16 protein-coding genes and 2 tRNA genes are annotated in these 17,377 nt (G+C 46.7%); 17 read left to right on the top strand and 1 reads right to left on the bottom strand.

The annotated features are described in order from the left end of the window. Positions 1-79 precede the first annotated feature (79 nt). The 8 genes from dnaJ (at position 80) to CWC33_RS01135 (ending at position 10,065) form a co-directional block, all read left to right on the top strand. Entirely contained in the window at positions 80-1,231 is a 1,152-nt protein-coding gene (gene dnaJ / locus CWC33_RS01170; protein WP_088768529.1) for a molecular chaperone DnaJ, read from the top strand. A 45-nt stretch (positions 1,232-1,276) separates the two neighbouring features. Continuing rightward, on the top strand, positions 1,277-2,113 hold the full coding sequence (locus tag CWC33_RS01165; RefSeq protein WP_100690457.1) for a M48 family metallopeptidase: 837 nt from the start codon (positions 1,277-1,279) through the stop codon (positions 2,111-2,113). A gap of 147 nt (positions 2,114-2,260) precedes the next feature. Continuing rightward, a complete protein-coding gene (locus tag CWC33_RS01160; protein WP_100690456.1) occupies positions 2,261-3,490 on the top strand; it encodes a dicarboxylate/amino acid:cation symporter in 1,230 nt (409 codons plus the stop codon). 2 nt (positions 3,491-3,492) lie between these two features. Continuing rightward, positions 3,493-4,293 carry a 4-hydroxy-tetrahydrodipicolinate reductase gene (dapB, locus tag CWC33_RS01155; RefSeq protein WP_100690455.1) on the top strand — a complete coding sequence of 267 codons (801 nt, stop codon included), beginning with the start codon at positions 3,493-3,495 and terminating at the stop codon, positions 4,291-4,293. Positions 4,294-4,478: 185 nt separating this feature from the next. Further along, positions 4,479-5,624: a glutamine-hydrolyzing carbamoyl-phosphate synthase small subunit gene (carA, locus tag CWC33_RS01150; RefSeq protein ID WP_100690454.1), complete on the top strand. Its 1,146-nt coding sequence runs from the start codon at positions 4,479-4,481 to the stop codon at positions 5,622-5,624. A 52-nt stretch (positions 5,625-5,676) separates the two neighbouring features. Beyond that, positions 5,677-8,901, top strand: a complete 3,225-nt coding sequence (carB, locus tag CWC33_RS01145) for a carbamoyl-phosphate synthase large subunit (protein WP_100690453.1) — start codon at positions 5,677-5,679, stop codon at positions 8,899-8,901. Further along, positions 8,898-9,374 (top strand): transcription elongation factor GreA, encoded by a 477-nt coding sequence (gene greA, locus CWC33_RS01140; RefSeq protein ID WP_088768523.1) that lies wholly within the window; start codon positions 8,898-8,900, stop codon positions 9,372-9,374. The genes carB and greA overlap by 4 nt, the downstream gene beginning before the upstream one ends. Positions 9,375-9,531: 157 nt before the next feature. After that, positions 9,532-10,065 (top strand): hypothetical protein, encoded by a 534-nt coding sequence (locus CWC33_RS01135; RefSeq protein ID WP_100690452.1) that lies wholly within the window; start codon positions 9,532-9,534, stop codon positions 10,063-10,065. A 1-nt stretch (position 10,066) separates the two neighbouring features. On the opposite strand, the gene yhbY is transcribed toward CWC33_RS01135, so the two are convergent. Then, the gene (gene yhbY / locus CWC33_RS01130; RefSeq protein ID WP_100690451.1) at positions 10,067-10,363 is read right to left on the bottom strand and encodes a ribosome assembly RNA-binding protein YhbY; all 297 of its coding nucleotides are present in this window, start codon (positions 10,361-10,363) and stop codon (positions 10,067-10,069) included. A gap of 92 nt (positions 10,364-10,455) precedes the next feature. Here yhbY and rlmE point away from each other — a divergent pair, with 92 nt between their 5' ends. From rlmE to rimP, 9 genes are all read left to right on the top strand, one after another. Beyond that, positions 10,456-11,082, top strand: coding sequence for a 23S rRNA (uridine(2552)-2'-O)-methyltransferase RlmE (gene rlmE / locus CWC33_RS01125; protein ID WP_100690450.1), 627 nt, complete (start codon positions 10,456-10,458; stop codon positions 11,080-11,082). 39 nt (positions 11,083-11,121) lie between these two features. After that, positions 11,122-13,068 carry an ATP-dependent zinc metalloprotease FtsH gene (ftsH, locus tag CWC33_RS01120; RefSeq protein WP_100690449.1) on the top strand — a complete coding sequence of 649 codons (1,947 nt, stop codon included), beginning with the start codon at positions 11,122-11,124 and terminating at the stop codon, positions 13,066-13,068. Positions 13,069-13,138: 70 nt separating this feature from the next. Further along, complete coding sequence (gene folP, locus CWC33_RS01115) at positions 13,139-13,954, top strand: dihydropteroate synthase (RefSeq protein ID WP_088768518.1); 816 nt, start codon at positions 13,139-13,141, stop codon at positions 13,952-13,954. Further along, positions 13,951-15,291, top strand: coding sequence for a phosphoglucosamine mutase (gene glmM, locus CWC33_RS01110; RefSeq protein ID WP_100690448.1), 1,341 nt, complete (start codon positions 13,951-13,953; stop codon positions 15,289-15,291). The genes folP and glmM overlap by 4 nt, the downstream gene beginning before the upstream one ends. An 86-nt stretch (positions 15,292-15,377) precedes the next feature. Then, positions 15,378-16,136: a triose-phosphate isomerase gene (gene tpiA / locus CWC33_RS01105; protein ID WP_100690447.1), complete on the top strand. Its 759-nt coding sequence runs from the start codon at positions 15,378-15,380 to the stop codon at positions 16,134-16,136. Between the two features lie 7 nt (positions 16,137-16,143). After that, the gene (secG, locus tag CWC33_RS01100) at positions 16,144-16,485 is read left to right on the top strand and encodes a preprotein translocase subunit SecG (protein WP_100690446.1); all 342 of its coding nucleotides are present in this window, start codon (positions 16,144-16,146) and stop codon (positions 16,483-16,485) included. Positions 16,486-16,492: 7 nt separating this feature from the next. Next, a tRNA-Leu gene (locus CWC33_RS01095) sits at positions 16,493-16,579 on the top strand. A gap of 76 nt (positions 16,580-16,655) precedes the next feature. Continuing rightward, positions 16,656-16,732 (top strand) — tRNA-Met (locus CWC33_RS01090). A 171-nt stretch (positions 16,733-16,903) separates the two neighbouring features. Further along, on the top strand, positions 16,904-17,362 hold the full coding sequence (gene rimP / locus CWC33_RS01085) for a ribosome maturation factor RimP (protein WP_100690445.1): 459 nt from the start codon (positions 16,904-16,906) through the stop codon (positions 17,360-17,362). Positions 17,363-17,377: the final 15 nt, after the last annotated feature.

Below are 17,377 nucleotides of genomic sequence, written 5' to 3'. Positions count from 1 at the left end.
ACTTCGCTAATCAACACGGGTGTTGCCGCAAGGTAATACCCGTGTATTCGTATCAGAGTAGGACAGAAGACGTAACATTATGGCGACACAAGATTTCTATCAAATTCTTGGGGTCTCAAAAGACGCCAGCGACCGTGATATTAAGAAGGCATACAAACGTATGGCGATGAAGTATCACCCGGATCGCACGAAAGGCGATAAAGACCTTGAATTAAAATTTAAAGAGATAAAACAAGCCTACGAGGTCTTATCTGACCCGCAGAAGCGCCAGATGTATGACCAATATGGGCACGAAGCCTTCGAACAGGCACGTCAGGGCGGTGGCGGCCCGGGCGCCGGCGGATTTGGCGGTGGTGCCGATTTTGCTGATATTTTTGGTGATGTATTCGGTGATATTTTTGGTGGTGGTAGACGCCAACAAGCACGTGCACAACGTGGTGCGGATTTACGCTACAACCTGGATATGTCGTTGGAAGAAGCGGTGCGAGGTAAAACCGTAGAGCTGAAAATTCCTACCTTGGTGGAATGCGAAGACTGTGACGGTAGCGGTGCCAAGAAAGGCAGCAAGCCTCAAACCTGTGGTCACTGTCATGGTGCTGGTCAGATCCAAATGCGCCAGGGCTTTTTTGCGGTTCAACAAACCTGCCCGCAATGTCGGGGCACAGGTAAAATTATTAGTGACCCATGCCGTACTTGTCATGGACAGGGTCGCAAAGAAGAAACTAAGACCTTGTCAGTGAAAATTCCAGCAGGTGTGGATACTGGCGACCGTATTCGCTTAGCCAATGAAGGTGAAGCGGGTGAGCACGGCGCGCCGGCAGGGGATTTATATGTTCAAGTGCATGTCCGCGAACATCCAATTTTCTCTCGCGACGGTAACAACCTTTACTGCGAAGTACCGGTCAGCTTTACCAAAGCTGCGTTAGGCGGAGAAATAGAAGTGCCGACCCTGGACGGTAAAGTGAAGCTGAAGGTGCCTAAAGAAACGCAAACCGGTAAACATTTCCGTATGCGTGGCAAGGGCGTTAAGTCAGTTCGAACAGGGGCTGTCGGTGACCTTATCTGTAAGGTGGTGATTGAAACACCAGTGAACTTGTCTTCGAAACAGCGTGAAATGCTCGAAGAGCTGGAAGAGTCTATGGGAACCGGTGATGAAGCGGCAAAGTTCAGACCTAAGGAAAAAGGTTTTTTTGACGGCGTAAAGCAATTTTTTGATGACTTACGTGGATAAATTAGCTATCACTATAAGGTGTTAGTTAATGAACGGAGGCAGCAAATGCAGTTAAAAACAGCTTTGTTAGGCATTACCGCAGCAGTGACTTTGGCCAGTTGCGCGCAATCACCAACTGGCCGCTCACAATTGCAGTTATATTCGAGCAGTGAGCTGAACAAAATGGGCGCTGCCTCCTATGAAGAAATGCGAAAAGAAGGGAAGATCAATAAGGATGAGCAGATCAACGCATATGTACGTTGTGTAACAGATGCGTTGGTTGATACTTTACCTAACGAGTACTCTGAGAAAGAGTGGGAAGTGACGGTATTTGATGAGCCTACGGTTAATGCTTTCGCTTTGCCCGGCGGTTATATCGGTGTATACAACGGCCTTTTGGAAACGGCCGAAAATCAACATCAGTTAGCCGCAGTGATTGGCCATGAAATCGGTCACGTTATTGCTGAGCACAGTAATGAACGTATTTCCAGTAATATGCTGGTCGGCCTTGGTCTGCAGATTGGCGGCGTTATTGCAAACAGCCAGCTTGATAGCAAAGAAGCGGGTTTGCTCATGGCGGCACTGGGTATTGGCGCGCAAGTGGGGGTTCTTTTACCGTATTCGAGAACGCATGAATCTGAGTCTGACGAGCTGGGTCTTGAATATATGGCTGATGCGGGTTTTCAGCTCGACCAGGCCCCTGAATTATGGCGCAATATGAAGGCCGCTTCAGGTGGTTCTGCACCACCGGAATTATTGTCTACTCACCCGAATCCGGATACTCGCATTCAGGATCTAGAGGCACAAATACCGTCGCTTCAAAATCGTTATCAGCAGGCGGTTGCTGCAGGAAAGACACCTAACTGTCAACGACCTACATCGCTTGACAAAGCCTCTAAGTAAATTCCTCTTCTATTTAGTATATAAAGCGCGGCTTGTTTTAGCTGCGCTTTTTTGTTTAAACGGTTATAAGGTATATCAACCGGTTCTTTCCCTTTAAACAGTGAGTCACTAATCTATCGCCCATTTATCCGACTAACGGGCAGTAGTATGTTAAAAGTGTGGTTCGCAATTCCATTTTGGCAGCGTGTTTTAGGCGCATTTGTTGCTGGTATGCTGATTGGCGGCTTGGCGCCGGACGTTGGTATAGCGCTTAAGCCACTTGGTGACCTCTTTATAAAAGCCATAAAAATGCTGGTGGCGCCGTTAATTTTCTGTGCCATTGTTAGCGCCATCACTGATCTTAACGACGGCAAAAAACTAGGCCGGCTGGGGTTAAAAACCATTGGCCTATTCATGTTTACGGCGGTTGTTGCCAGCGCAATCGGTTTAACCCTGGCAACTGTTATCGACATTAGCCCCGAAACTGTTTTGACCCCAACCGAGCAGAACGAAAAGACCATTCCGAGTGTGTCGGAGGTCTTCCTTAATTTTGTGCCTGACAATCCATTTGCTGCGCTGACAGAGGGGAATGTGTTGCAAATTGTCGTGTTTGCTGCGCTGGTCGGTATAGCGATCCAGCGGTTAAGTCAAAAAGCAGAACCGTTGCGCAAAACGATCAAATCAGGCGCCGAAGTTATGTATGAAATTACCCGCATGGTTTTGCAGTTAACGCCCGTTGGTGTGTTTGGGCTGATGGCCTGGGTTATAGGTGAATATGGTTTTTCAACGTTGCTGCCGCTGGCTAAGTTTGTTGGTGTTATTTACTTGGCGTGCCTTATTCATATTGTGGTTGTTTATGGTGGTTTGGTTCGCACAGCGGGCGGTATGAGCGCCTGGCAGTTCTTCAAAGCCGTGTTTGACGCACAAGTTGTTGCGTTTACCACGTGCAGCTCATTCGGCTCTTTACCGGCCGCCCACAGAGCAGTAACGGAACGTCTGAAAGTATCAAAGGATTATGCAAGTTTTGTATTACCGCTGGGCGCCACAATAAACATGGACGGTTGTGGGGGGATTTACCCTGCCGTTGCGTCAATTTTTATCGCTCAGCTTTATGGCATTCCGTTAGAGTGGATGGATTATGGGCTGATAATGTTGACGGCGACATTGGCGTCGGTTGGCACAGCTGGCGTACCGGGCACCGCCTTAGTTATGCTGACGGTTACATTGAATGTTATTGGTTTGCCTTTGGAAGGCATTGCTTTTATTGCTGCTATTGACCGCATTATCGATATGGCGCGAACGCTGACAAATGTCACTGGTGATATGATGGTATCACGAGTAGTTGCACGCAGCGAAAACCTGTTGCAGGATGACAGCACAGTTAAAGTGGAGTCATAATAATGTTGAAAGTTGGAGTTTTGGGTGCGTCCGGGCGTATGGGACAAACGGTTGTTAGTGCACTTAGTCAAAGTGAGTGGGCGAAATTAACCGCTGCAGTTGTACGAGCAGCCAGCAGCTCCTATGGGAAAAAGCTTAAAAGTGGGCTTCAGTATACTTCGCTGGAAGACACTAATGCTCAGAATATCGACGTACTCATTGACTTCTCGTTACCCGAAGCTCTGGACGACAATCTCTCGTTTGCTTGCGAGAACGGTATTCCAATTGTCGTTTGCACGACAGGTTTGGACGATAATCAGCAGCAACAGTTAATGAAAGCCTCTGAAGATATTCCGGTCCTATACGCTCGCAACACCAGCGTCGGTATTGCGTTATTAGAGCAGTTAGTTGCTTTGGCGAGTGCAGCTTTATCAACGGCTGACATTGAGATATTTGAAGCTCATCATAAACACAAGAAGGACGCGCCATCCGGCACGGCTATTGCGCTTGGAGAAGCCGCCGCAGTAGGCAGACAGCAAGAATGGACTACCGTGAATGGCGGAGTACGTGGTGATGGTGTCAGACAAGACGACAGTATCGGCTTCTCGGTCATGCGAGCTGGCGATATTATTGGTGAACATCAGGTGACTCTTGCCACAGAAGGCGAACGGATAGAGCTGGGCCATAAAGTCAGCAATCGAAATACCTTTGCACAAGGTGCCGTTAATGCGGCGTTATGGTTACAAGACCAGAAGCCCGGCTACTATAGTATGCAGGACATACTGGAGCTCAATAAGGTGTTTAGTCAGTTACTCACACAATAAATATAACTGGACGATTTGGGTAAAATTTCGTAGAATAAGTGCAATTTGCCTAAGTCAATTCGGGCAGTTAATTCAGTCAGTTAACGTGCTTTTGGATGTAACAGGCAAAATGCGCGGTTCAGGACGCAAGGCGGGCGAAGTCAAATTATTTGATTCACCCGTTTTTTTATGTACGGAGGTTGCCCTTGAGTATTCTAGCGAGTCAATCCGCTAAACGAGCGATTCTGGTGCTTGCCGACGGGTCCGTTTTTCGCGGAACCGCAATAGGAGCGGAAGGCTCCGCCGTCGGTGAAGTTGTCTTTAATACGGCAATGACAGGCTATCAGGAAATTCTTACCGACCCATCTTATACCGAACAAATTGTTACCCTCACTTATCCCCACATTGGCAATACAGGCACTAACTCAGAAGATCAAGAATCTGATAATGTCTGGGCGAAAGGTCTTATTATTCGTGATATGGCCATGAAAGCCAGTAACTTTCGAAAAGAAGAAACACTCAGTGCCTATTTGCAGCGTCATAATGTGGTGGGTATTGCTGATATTGATACGCGTCGTTTGACTCGAATACTACGAGAAAAGGGCGCTCAGAATGGCTGTATTATTGTCGGTGAGCTTGACGAGCAGAAAGCGCTGAAGTTAGCGCAAGAGTTCCCAGGGTTAAAAGGCATGGATCTAGCAAAAGAAGTCTGCTGTGATCAGCCTTATGAATGGAAGGGTGGAAGTTGGCAATTGGGCGAAGGCTTCACCCAGCCAGAGCAGTCTAAATATCATGTTGTTGCATACGACTACGGCTGCAAACAAAATATCCTAAGGCTATTGGCTGACCGAAACTGTAAACTAACCGTGGTACCCGCGCAAACGACTGCAGAAGACGTTCTGGCAATGAACCCGGATGGCATCTTCTTATCGAATGGACCGGGCGACCCAGAGCCATGTGATTATGCAATAAAAGCCATTAAAACCTTTCTGGAAAAAGACATCCCAATTTTTGGTATCTGCTTAGGTCACCAGCTGCTCTCAATTGCCAGTGGTGCGCAGTCCGTCAAAATGAAGTTTGGTCACCATGGTGCGAACCACCCAGTTCAAGATCTTAAAACGAAGCAGGTTATGATAACCAGTCAGAACCACGGCTTTGCGGTTGATGAAGAAAATCTGCCGGCGTGCCTCGATGTCACGCATCGCTCATTGTTCGATGGAACCTTACAAGGCGTTCACCGTAACGATAAACCGGCCTTTAGCTTCCAGGGACACCCGGAAGCAAGTCCTGGTCCGCATGACGCCAGTGAGCTTTTCGACCATTTTATTGAATTAATGCAGGCTAATGCGTAATTCGTTGTTCAATAAGCAATTACGTATAGCGAGAGGATAGACAGAGCGACTTATGCCAAAACGTACCGACATTAAAAGCATTTTGATTTTAGGCGCAGGTCCGATTGTTATCGGTCAGGCGTGCGAGTTTGATTACTCTGGAGCCCAGGCCTGTAAAGCGCTACGCGAAGAAGGGTACCGAGTGATATTGGTAAACTCGAACCCGGCAACTATTATGACAGATCCGGAAATGGCCGATGCGACCTACATTGAGCCAATTCACTGGGAAGTGCTTGAGAAAATCATTGAGCGTGAGCGTCCGGATGCTATTTTACCGACGATGGGCGGGCAAACCGCACTGAACTGTGCATTAGATTTGGATCGTCATGGAGTGTTGGAGCGCTATAAAGTAGAAATGATTGGTGCCAACGCCGACGCGATTGATAAAGCGGAGAACCGAGATCGTTTTGACAAAGCCATGAAGGCCATTGGTCTGGAAACGCCCAATGCAGAAATGGCGCACAGCATGGAAGAAGCATTCGATGTCCTTGACCGCTTAGGCTTTCCTTGCATTATTCGTCCGTCGTTTACAATGGGCGGAAGCGGTGGCGGTATTGCTTATAACCGCGAAGAGTTTGAAGAAATTTGTCGTCGCGGACTGGACTTGTCCCCAACGAATGAGCTTCTCATTGACGAGTCATTGCTTGGCTGGAAAGAATACGAAATGGAAGTGGTGCGCGATAAAAGCGATAACTGCATTATCGTATGTACCATCGAAAATTTCGATGCCATGGGTATTCACACTGGTGACTCTATTACGGTTGCTCCAGCGCAAACGCTGACCGATAAAGAATTTCAAATAATGCGTGATGCGGCGATGGCTGTACTGCGTGAAATTGGTGTGGAAACCGGTGGCTCTAACGTTCAGTTTGGCGTTAACCCTGATACTGGACGCATGGTCATTATTGAGATGAACCCACGAGTTTCTCGTTCGTCGGCGTTGGCGTCGAAAGCAACGGGCTTCCCAATCGCAAAAGTGGCGGCAAAATTAGCTGTTGGTTATACGCTGGATGAACTTGAAAACGAAATTACCGGTGGTGTCACACCTGCGTCGTTCGAGCCTGCGTTAGACTACGTTGTCACTAAAATTCCTCGTTTCAACTTTGAGAAGTTTGCGAACTGTAACGACCGTTTGACGACTCAGATGAAGTCAGTCGGTGAGGTAATGGCCATTGGTCGTAACTTCCAGGAGTCCATGCAAAAAGCTCTGCGTGGCTTGGAGTTGGGCGCAGCTGGTTTTGATCCGGTTGTTGACATACAGGCAGAAGACGCTCGCTCAAAGGTGATTCGTGAATTGAAAGAACCGGGTGCCGAGCGTATTTGGTACATTGCGGATGCTTTCCGTCTAGGTATGACGGTTCGCGAAGTATTTGAGCTGACACGCATAGACGAGTGGTACCTGATTCAAATTGAAGAGCTTATCAACCTTGAAAAAGAAGTTGATGAGCTAGGCTTGGCTGGACTTTCAAAAGAGGTCATGACCGTTCTGAAACGTCGTGGATTTGCGGATGCCAGAATAGCCGATGTACTTCACGTCAGCGAAGCCGAAGTGCGTAAGAAACGTCAACAGTTCAAAATACACCCGGTTTATAAGCGCGTAGATACCTGTGCAGCAGAGTTCGCGTCAAGCACTGCATACATGTATTCAAGTTATGACGAAGAATGCGAAGCCGAACCGTCTGATAAAGAAAAAATCATGGTTATTGGCGGCGGACCTAACCGTATCGGACAAGGTATTGAGTTCGATTATTGCTGTGTTCACGCGGCGCTGGCGCTTCGAGAGGACGGTTACGAAACCATTATGGTGAACTGTAACCCGGAAACTGTTTCAACCGATTATGATACGTCCGACCGTCTGTACTTCGAACCGATTACCTTAGAAGATGTACTGGAAATTGTTCGTATTGAGAAGCCGAAAGGCGTTATTGTTCAGTACGGTGGCCAGACTCCGTTGAAACTTGCGCGTGAGTTAGAAGCGAATGGTGTACCTATTATTGGCACCTCGCCAGATGCTATCGACCGCTCAGAAGACCGCGAACGTTTCCAAACAGCGGTTCGTCGTTTGGGCTTGAAGCAGCCTGAAAACGCAACAGTCACAGGTTTTAACGAGGCTCTGACCGAAGCGAAGCGCATTGGCTATCCGTTGGTCGTTCGCCCATCGTATGTTCTTGGTGGTCGCGCTATGGAAATAGTGTATGACGAGACCGACTTGCAGCGTTATTTGACCGATGCTGTAAAAGTGTCAAATGATGCGCCTGTGCTGTTGGATAAATTCCTGGATAACGCAATTGAGGTTGATGTCGACGCCATTTGCGACGGTAAAGATGTGTTGATTGGCGGCATCATGCAGCACATTGAGGAAGCCGGTGTTCACTCAGGTGACTCGGCATGTTCGTTACCGCCGTATTCTCTGAGTGACATCATTCAAGCGCAATTGCGCGAACAGATGCGTAAATTGGCGTTTGAATTGAACGTAAACGGCTTAATGAATGCGCAATTTGCTGTAAAAGACGATGAAATTTATCTAATTGAGGTGAACCCTCGCGCCGCTCGTACCGTACCTTTTGTTTCAAAGGCGACAGGTGTGCCGTTGGCGAAAGTAGCTGCGCGGGTTATGGTGGGACGTAGCCTGGAAGAACAAGGTTACGTAAAAGAAATTATTCCACCGTATTACTCGGTTAAAGAAGTGGTCATTCCGTTTGCGAAGTTCCAGGGGGTCGATCCAATTCGAGGTCCTGAAATGCGCTCAACGGGTGAGGTTATGGGCGTTGGCGAAAGCTTCGAAGAGGCCTACGCAAAAGCGAACCTTGGTGCCGGTGAAGCGTTAGCGAAAAAAGGTAAAGCGCTTATTTCTGTGAAAGACAGCGATAAACAGCGCCTTATGGATCTTGCGCGTGGCTTGTTAGCTTTAGGTTTCAGCTTAGAGGCCACCCGCGGTACCGCTAAAATGCTGGCAGAAGAGGGCATTGATTGCTCTATCGTCAACAAGCTTCAGGAAGGTCGGCCAAATATTGTTGATGCCATAAAAAATGGCGAGTACAGTTATATCATTAATACAGTAGAAGGTCGTCAGGCGATAGAAGACTCTGTTTACATTCGCCGTGAAGCTCTATTGAATAAAGTGATTTACACCACCACATTAAACGCAGCGTTCGCGACGGTAAAAGCAAACACGGCGGACGACAGAGCTAGAGTAAGCTCAGTGCAAGAATTACATAAAAGGGTATCGTTAGTATGAACCAGATTCCAATGACGGAACGGGGCGCTCAGCTGTTAAGAGATGAGCTGAAGCGCTTAAAAACGGTAGAGCGACCTCGCATTGTTGAGGCGATTGCCGACGCACGGGAGCATGGCGATTTAAAAGAAAATGCGGAGTACCATGCAGCACGTGAACAACAAGGTTTTTGTGAAGGCCGAATTCAAGAAATTGAATCGAAGCTTTCTAACGCTCAAATTATTGATGTGACGAAAGTACCGAACAATGGCAAAGTCATTTTTGGTGCGACAGTCACTGTGTACAATACTAAAACGGACGAAGAAGTGACTTACAAAATTGTCGGTGATGACGAAGCGGACATAAAGTCGAATCTTATTTCTGTTAACTCACCGATTTCTCGTGCCTTAATTGGTAAAGAAATTGATGATGTTGCTACTGTTACTACGCCAAATGGTGAAGTTGAGTACGAAGTCGTTAAGGTAGAGTACAAGTAACACACTAAATTTTATAAAGTTTTTAAGGGCTGGAAACTTAGGTTTACCAGCCCTTTTTTGTTTTTGGGGTCATGGGAGGTGGTTTTTTCGACAGATTGTTGTATATTTCCGCATCTAATACAGGCTATTAACATTAAAGAAACAAAGAAACTAAACAATGGACACGGAAGCCCCTAAGTTCGATCCTCTCTCTTATACTCAAATTGATGATTTGACCGTCAAAGAATGTTTTGAACGACTTAAGCTCGTGACGAATAAAACAACTTACAAGGATATCGCAATATGGCTTGGTAAAACCCAAGCTGAGTATAATAATTGGAGACGGACGGGCAAATTGCCGTGGCCTGATATCATTCGGGCATTGTTAAAAGAAGGTATTTCATTAGATTGGTTTTGTGCTCCCGGCCAGCAGTTGAGCAAACCTCAATACACCTACAGTATCGGTGACTACACCAAAGCGAGTGTTAGAGAGCATGAGCAGTGGCAGCGGTTAAATTTTCTAAATGCCCACCGGCGAGTTGTACCTTTGATGAAAAAGTATGGGCTAGAAGGCAGCAGAAAAGCGGAGGCCTTTCTGCTGGACTGTTACTTATTGTCAAAAGACAACTTTCTGAATAAAGAACAAGCTGTTGAGCTTATTGCACGAGCTTTAGCAATGCAGCCGCCGATACCTTCAGAAGAAAACGAATAAACTAACGACGCGGTAGTTTTATTTGAGGCTCTTCAGCTTGCTTATACAGAATTTGAGTTTTACCAATAATTTGCACTTGCTCTGCACCGGTGTGTTGAACAATAGTTGCCATCACCTGCTGACGTAACTCTTTATCTTCTTCAGGCACTTTTACTTTTATGAGTTCATGGTGCTCAAGCGCTTGCTCTATTTCAGCGATAACGCCTTCAGTTAACCCATTTGCACCTAATAAAACAACTGGTTTTAGTGGGTGAGCCAGTCCTTTCAAAAATTGCTTTTGTTTATTTGTTAATGACATTTGCTAATATTCCGGTTTACGACTTGAATTTTTGCTATTGTAACGCCAGATAAGGTGTTCTAGCCAGTTAATTGAGGAAACTTCGGTAAATCATGGGAAAAAAGCGCAGTGTCAGTAGTCAGCGTTGGCTGAAAGAGCATTTCGATGATCATTTTGTGCAAAAAGCGCAAAAAAAAGGCCTGCGTTCTCGGGCGGTTTTTAAGCTGGAAGAAATACAGCAGAAAGATAAGTTGATCAAAAAAGGCCACACTGTCGTTGATCTAGGGGCTGCCCCTGGTGGTTGGTCGCAATACGTTGCTGATTACTTTAATGGTGACGGTCAAATTATTGCCTGTGATATTTTACCGATGGACCCAATCGCTGGTGTCGATTTCCTTCAGGGTGATTTTCGTGAAGAATCAGTGTTGGAGGCGTTAACCGATAGAATCGGTGGAAGGAATGTCGATGTTATATTGTCGGATATGGCGCCTAATATGAGTGGCAACGGCACAGTTGATCAAGCTCGTTCTATGTACTTAGTCGAGCTTGCCTTGGATATGTGTCACCAAGTATTGAAACCTGGCGGCCATTTTGTCGTCAAAGTATTTCAGGGGCAGGGGTTTGAAGAGTTCCTGAAGGATGCAAGGGCCGCTTTTAAAACGGTCAAAACGCGTAAACCGGATTCTTCTCGAGCTCGTTCCAGAGAAGTCTACTTGGTAGCGACAGATTATAAACTGTAGTACCCTGTCGGGTAGTGATTTTAATAGAGGTAATAGGCTTTGAGCGATATGGCAAAGAATCTCATCTTGTGGCTGGTAATAGCCGTAGTGCTGATGAGCGTTTTTCAGAGCTTCAGTCCTAGCGAGTCGTCGTCTTCGACCATGGCGTACAATGAGTTTGTAAGTCAGGTTAACAATGGCAACATTCGCAAGGCTGAATTCGGTGATGATGGACGCACGATTTCAGGGGTAACTCGAAATGGACAATCTTATAAAACGGTTGTTCCAACCCAGTACGATCCAAAAATTCTGGACGATTTATTGGCGAACGACGTTCAAACACAAGGTACTCCTCCTGAGGAACAAAGTATTCTTGCGTCTATTTTCATTTCATGGTTCCCAATGCTGTTGCTTATTGGTGTATGGATATTTTTCATGCGTCAAATGCAAGGCGGTGGTGGCAAAGGCGCCATGTCGTTCGGTAAGAGTAAAGCCCGTTTAATGAGCGACGAGCAAATAAAAACAACGTTCAAAGACGTGGCTGGTTGCGACGAAGCCAAAGAAGAAGTAACCGAGTTGGTTGACTACTTAAAAGATCCATCGAAGTTCCAACGCCTGGGCGGCAAAATCCCGAAAGGCGTGCTAATGGTTGGTCCTCCTGGTACCGGTAAAACTTTGCTGGCGAAGGCGATTTCAGGAGAAGCCAAAGTACCATTCTTTAGTATTTCGGGTTCTGACTTCGTTGAAATGTTTGTCGGTGTTGGCGCCTCGCGTGTTCGTGATATGTTTGAGCAGGCGAAAAAATCAGCGCCTTGTATCATCTTCATCGATGAAATTGATGCGGTAGGTCGTCAGCGTGGTGCCGGTCTTGGTGGAGGCCATGACGAGCGTGAACAAACGCTGAACCAAATGCTGGTTGAAATGGACGGCTTTGAAGGCAACGAGGGTATTATCGTTATTGCCGCTACTAACCGTCCTGATGTACTTGACCCAGCTTTACTAAGACCGGGTCGTTTTGACCGTCAGGTTGTGGTTGGTTTACCAGATGTTCGAGGTCGTGAACAGATATTAAAAGTTCACATGCGCAAAGTACCGCTGGGCGACGATGTTAAACCAGAACTTATTGCTCGCGGTACACCAGGCTTTTCTGGTGCAGACTTAGCGAACTTAGTGAACGAAGCAGCCTTGTTTGCTGCACGCGGTAATAAGCGTGTCGTTGCAATGGAAGAGTTCGACAAGGCTAAAGACAAGATAATGATGGGCGCAGAACGCCGCTCGATGGTCATGACCGATGATGAGAAAGCGATGACCGCGTATCACGAAGCGGGTCACGCGATTGTTGGTCGTTTAGTGCCAGAGCATGATCCTGTCTATAAAGTATCTATCATTCCACGTGGCCGTGCGTTGGGTGTGACGATGTACCTGCCCGAGCAAGACCGAGTTAGTCACAGCAAGCAGCACTTGGAAAGCATGATTTCCAGCTTGTTTGGTGGTCGTCTGGCCGAAGCCATTATTTATGGCGATGAAAAAGTCACGACTGGCGCTTCTAACGACATTGAGAGAGCAACAGAAATTGCTCGTAAAATGGTGACTCAGTGGGGCTTATCGGAAAAAATGGGTCCATTGCTTTATGCTGAAGACGAAAACGAGGTGTTCCTTGGCCGTCAAGTGACTCAGCATAAGCATATGTCCGATGACACAGCACGGGCTATTGATGAAGAAGTGAAATCTGTCATTGATAAGAACTACCAGCGTGCGAAGCAAATTCTTGAAGAAAACATCGATATTCTTCATGCGATGAAAGACGCGTTGGTAAAATATGAAACTATCGATGCGGACCAAATTGATGATTTAATGAATCGTCGTGATGTAAGACAGCCAAAAGGCTGGACGGATAACAACAACGATGGCGACGGCACTAACGGCGGTACAGCGAAGGCTGACGATACCGAAGAGCGCCCAAACCGACCTATCAATGTTGATAAGCCCGGTGACGCGACGTCATAAGAAGTAGGTAAATTTAAAGAGCCACCGCAAGGTGGCTTTTTTGTAATAGGGAAGCAAATTGGGAGCTGCTATGCCTAAGAATCCAAAGCCTTTGCAAGTAATGGGTATTTTGAATGTGACGCCAGACTCGTTTTCGGATGGCGGTCGCTACAATCAGTTAGACGTAGCCATCAGTCGAGCAAGTGAACTCATAGAGCATGGTGCGGATATTCTTGATATTGGTGGGGAGTCGACCCGTCCCGGTTCGGATGCGGTTAGTGAGGCTGAAGAGCTGGAGAGAGTTATTCCTGTTATAGAAGCAATAAAGCAGCGCTTTGAGATACCGGTTTCTATCGATACAACTAAAGCGGCAGTTATGACTGAAAGTGTTAACGCCGGTGCAAGTTTGATAAACGATGTGAACGCGTTAAGAGAAGCTGGGGCAGTTGAGGCGGCGGCTAGGTCTGGTGCAGAAGTATGCCTGATGCACATGCAGGGCGAACCGCGCACCATGCAAGAGCAACCACATTACGACGATGTTGTCTGCGACGTTAAACGCTTTTTTCAAGAGCGAATAGATGTTTGCACGGCGGCGGGCATAGCACGAGAAAAAATTTGGCTCGACCCCGGGTTCGGTTTTGGCAAAACCCCCCGACACAATTATCAACTACTACAACGGCTGCAGGCGTTTCATGAATTGCAATTGCCATTGCTCATTGGTTTGTCACGCAAAAGTATGATTGGCCATGTGACCGGACGAGACGTGAGTGAACGATTGGCAGGCAGTTTAGCCGGTGCAACCATTGCAGCAATGAAAGGAGCACGTATAATTCGCGTTCACGATGTAAAGGAAACGGTTGATGCGATGAAAGTCGTCGCGGCAACATTAGAAGGAGAGCACATTTGAGCGAGCGTAAGTATTTCGGCACCGACGGTGTCCGTGGTCGAGTTGGAGACTACCCCATAACCCCTGACTTTGCGGTGAAATTAGGTTGGGCCGCAGGTCGAGCCTTAGCAGCGAAAGGCGCAAGTCGAGTATTGGTAGGTAAAGATACTCGCGTGTCAGGCTATATGCTGGAGTCAGCGCTTGAAGCGGGCTTGGCTTCTGCGGGTGTTGGCGTTGATTTTCTAGGGCCTATGCCGACCCCCGGAATTGCTTACTTGACCCGAACCTTTAGAGCGGCGGCTGGTATTGTGATTAGTGCTTCACATAATCCTTATTATGACAACGGTATAAAATTCTTTGCCGACAATGGTCATAAACTGCCTGATGCTACGGAGCTTGAAATAGAACGTCTTATTGATGAGCCGATGGACTGTGTTATTTCGGAAGAGCTTGGTCGCGCTCGGAGAATTAATGATGCAGCAGGTCGTTACATTGAGTTTTGTAAAAGCGTGTTCCCTAATGAGATGACCCTCGAAGGTATGCATATTGTTGTCGACTGTGCTAACGGAGCAACCTATCACATCGCCCCTAATGTATTTCGTGAGTTAGGCGCAAAAGTGACTGAAATTGGTACAGAGCCGAACGGTTTAAATATCAATCATGAATGCGGTGCGACACACCTCGATGCGCTGCAAAAAACGGTGATTAAACAAAAAGCAGATTTAGGCATAGCTTTAGATGGTGATGGCGATCGCATTATGATGGTCACCGAAAATGGACGTGCGATTGATGGTGATGAAATTCTATACATGTTAGCAGTCACTGCGCAACAGCAAGGGCAACTGCAAGGTGGCATTGTCGGCACCTTAATGACTAATTTTGCTCTTGAACGCGAACTGAACAAGCGCAATATACCTTTTGTGAGAGCAAAAGTCGGCGACCGCTATGTTATAGAAGAACTGGTTAAGCGCGACTGGTATTTAGGCGGTGAGAACTCCGGGCACTTAATCAACCGCCAGCACCACACGACAGGCGATGGTATTATTGCTGGTCTGCAAGTGTTAGCGGCTATGTATCAGGAAGGAAAGTCATTAGAGCAGTTGAGTTGTGACTTTAAGAAAATGCCTCAAGTACTGGTCAATGTTCGTTTTGAAAAGGGTCAACAGCCACTTGAGTCGTCGGCAGTGAAAAGTGTCGTTAAAGAAGTTGAGTCAGCTCTCGGTGACAAAGGCCGGGTGCTGTTACGTAAGTCAGGTACTGAGCCGCTTATCCGAGTCATGGTAGAAGGAGAGGATGAGGGGAATGTGCGCGCTTATGCTCAACAAATCGCCAGCGAAGTTGAAGCGGCTACAAATTAAACACTTAGCGGCTTTGCTAAAAATGTTGCTTGTATCTTTGAGCGGGTTTCGCTACTATTCCCGCGCTCTGAAGTAGAGGACAAATTATGCCAAATGCATCGTTAGTGATTGCAAACTGGAAAATGAATGGAAATAAAGCGTTGGTCAAAGAAATGACGGCGTTTTTAAGAGATAACAAAGAGCAATTTAATGCTGTTGACGTTGTCGTTTGTCCTCCTTTTACGCTTATTTCTGATTTAACGCGTGAATGTTACTACGACGATATAGCCGTTGGTGCGCAAAACGTATCTGAGCATGAAAGTGGTGCTTACACTGGTGAAGTATCAACGTCCCAGTTAAAAGAAGCCGGTGTTGGTTATGTGTTAATCGGTCATTCAGAGCGACGTCAGTTGTTTGCTGAAAATGATGAGCAAATTAACCGGAAAATTAAATCAGCATTGAGCGCGGATTTACAAGTGGTTCTTTGTGTTGGCGAAAACAAGTCACAAAGAGACGCAGGCGAAACCTGGAATGTGGTATCGCAGCAAGTGAAAAATGCATTGCAGGACGTCGCCACTGACAACGCAGGAAAAATTATTGTTGCTTATGAACCTGTTTGGGCAATAGGAACAGGTGACACAGCAACACCTGAACAAGCTCAGGAAGTGCATGAAAATTTAAGAGCACTGGTTGTCGACTTGTTCGGTGAAATTGGCAATAAATTGCCATTGTTATACGGTGGTTCAGTCAAGCCAGATAACGCAAAAGAATTGTTTTCACAAAAAGACATTGATGGTGGCCTGATAGGCGGTGCAAGTTTAAAAACTAACGACTTCCTAAGCATCTGCCAGGCAGCACAAGGGTAATTTAATTATGTATGAATTTTTAATGATCGCATTTTTGGTCGTGGCCATTATCTTGATTGGATTTATCATGATTCAACAAGGTAAAGGTGCAGACATGGGCGCATCGTTTGGCGCTGGTGCTTCAAATACCGTATTTGGATCGTCAGGGTCGGGTAATTTCTTGAGCAGAACGACAGCGGTTTTGGCCGTTGTGTTTTTTGTTTTGAGTTTGGCGTTAGGTAACTTATCAACGTCAACTGGCGAATCGACTGACGACTTCTCTGATTTATCGGTTCCGGAACAAGAAGAGCAGTTGCCGCCAGCTGAAAGTAACGAAGACGAATCGTCGGACGTACCGCCGGTTAACTAAAGCATTCGCAGAAGTGGTGGAATTGGTAGACACGCTATCTTGAGGGGGTAGTGCTCTAACGGGCGTGCGGGTTCAAGTCCCGCCTTCTGCACCAATTAATTTCTCTCTGATTGTTGCTTCAGAGCTTGAAAATAAAAGAAAAAAACGTATAATGTGCAACAAGTTTCGGACGCGGGGTGGAGCAGTCTGGTAGCTCGTCGGGCTCATAACCCGAAGGTCGTAGGTTCAAATCCTGCCCCCGCAACCAAATTCAATGAAGTAGGACATGGTAATAGACTTCGTTGAATAACTGACAAAGGGTCCAGTGTTTAAAAAGCCCCGCAGCAGCTCGGGGCTTTTTGCTATGTGACCTTAGCTATCTTAAGATAGCCAGAACACTGGGCGCTTGCGCCCTTTTTTTGTTTTTAGGAGGCAGTAATTGGCAAATTTGCAGGAACGGCTAACAGACATTATTCGACCCGCGGTTGAAGCTCTGGAGTACGAGCTGTGGGGCGTTGAGTTTGTTCGCGCAGGTAAATTTTCGACATTGCGCGTATATATTGATCACCCAAATGGTATCAGTGTAGATGATTGCGCAGATGTTAGTTATCAGGTTAGTTCTTTGTTAGATGTTGAAGACCCGATAAATGCTGAATATAACCTGGAAGTTTCTTCTCCCGGTATGGAAAGGCCATTTTTTAATACCGAGCAAATGGTGCCCTATATCAATGAAACTGTTGCAGTGCAGTTGGTAGCCGCCCAGAAAAACAAAAGAAAATTTCAGGCATTACTGGACGCAGTTGAAGACGACACACTGACTTTAACTGTCGATGACGATACGCTTCAGGTGAAAATGCGCGATGTAAAAAGCATTCACCTGGTTCCAAGATTTGATTAGATTGCGTTGGCGAGG

The organism is Idiomarina sp. X4 (assembly GCF_002808045.1).
GTDB lineage: Bacteria > Pseudomonadota > Gammaproteobacteria > Enterobacterales > Alteromonadaceae > Idiomarina.
The sequence above is the reverse complement of the archived record's forward strand: the minus strand, read 5'-3'. Positions and strand labels throughout refer to the sequence as shown.

Bases quoted from the DNA above. Each gene is read 5' to 3' on its own strand.
- dapB (WP_100690455.1), top strand. From the start codon at position 3,493: ATGTTGAAAGTTGGAGTTTTGGGTGCGTCCGGGCGTATGGGACAAACG.
- CWC33_RS01135 (WP_100690452.1), top strand. From the start codon at position 9,532: ATGGACACGGAAGCCCCTAAGTTCGATCCTCTCTCTTATACTCAAATT.
- tpiA (WP_100690447.1), top strand. From the start codon at position 15,378: ATGCCAAATGCATCGTTAGTGATTGCAAACTGGAAAATGAATGGAAAT.
- dnaJ (WP_088768529.1), top strand. From the start codon at position 80: ATGGCGACACAAGATTTCTATCAAATTCTTGGGGTCTCAAAAGACGCC.
- CWC33_RS01160 (WP_100690456.1), top strand. From the start codon at position 2,261: ATGTTAAAAGTGTGGTTCGCAATTCCATTTTGGCAGCGTGTTTTAGGC.
- CWC33_RS01165 (WP_100690457.1), top strand. From the start codon at position 1,277: ATGCAGTTAAAAACAGCTTTGTTAGGCATTACCGCAGCAGTGACTTTG.
- folP (WP_088768518.1), top strand. From the start codon at position 13,139: ATGCCTAAGAATCCAAAGCCTTTGCAAGTAATGGGTATTTTGAATGTG.
- rlmE (WP_100690450.1), top strand. From the start codon at position 10,456: ATGGGAAAAAAGCGCAGTGTCAGTAGTCAGCGTTGGCTGAAAGAGCAT.
- secG (WP_100690446.1), top strand. From the start codon at position 16,144: ATGTATGAATTTTTAATGATCGCATTTTTGGTCGTGGCCATTATCTTG.
- yhbY (WP_100690451.1), bottom strand. From the start codon at position 10,363: ATGTCATTAACAAATAAACAAAAGCAATTTTTGAAAGGACTGGCTCAC.
- carB (WP_100690453.1), top strand. From the start codon at position 5,677: ATGCCAAAACGTACCGACATTAAAAGCATTTTGATTTTAGGCGCAGGT.
- greA (WP_088768523.1), top strand. From the start codon at position 8,898: ATGAACCAGATTCCAATGACGGAACGGGGCGCTCAGCTGTTAAGAGAT.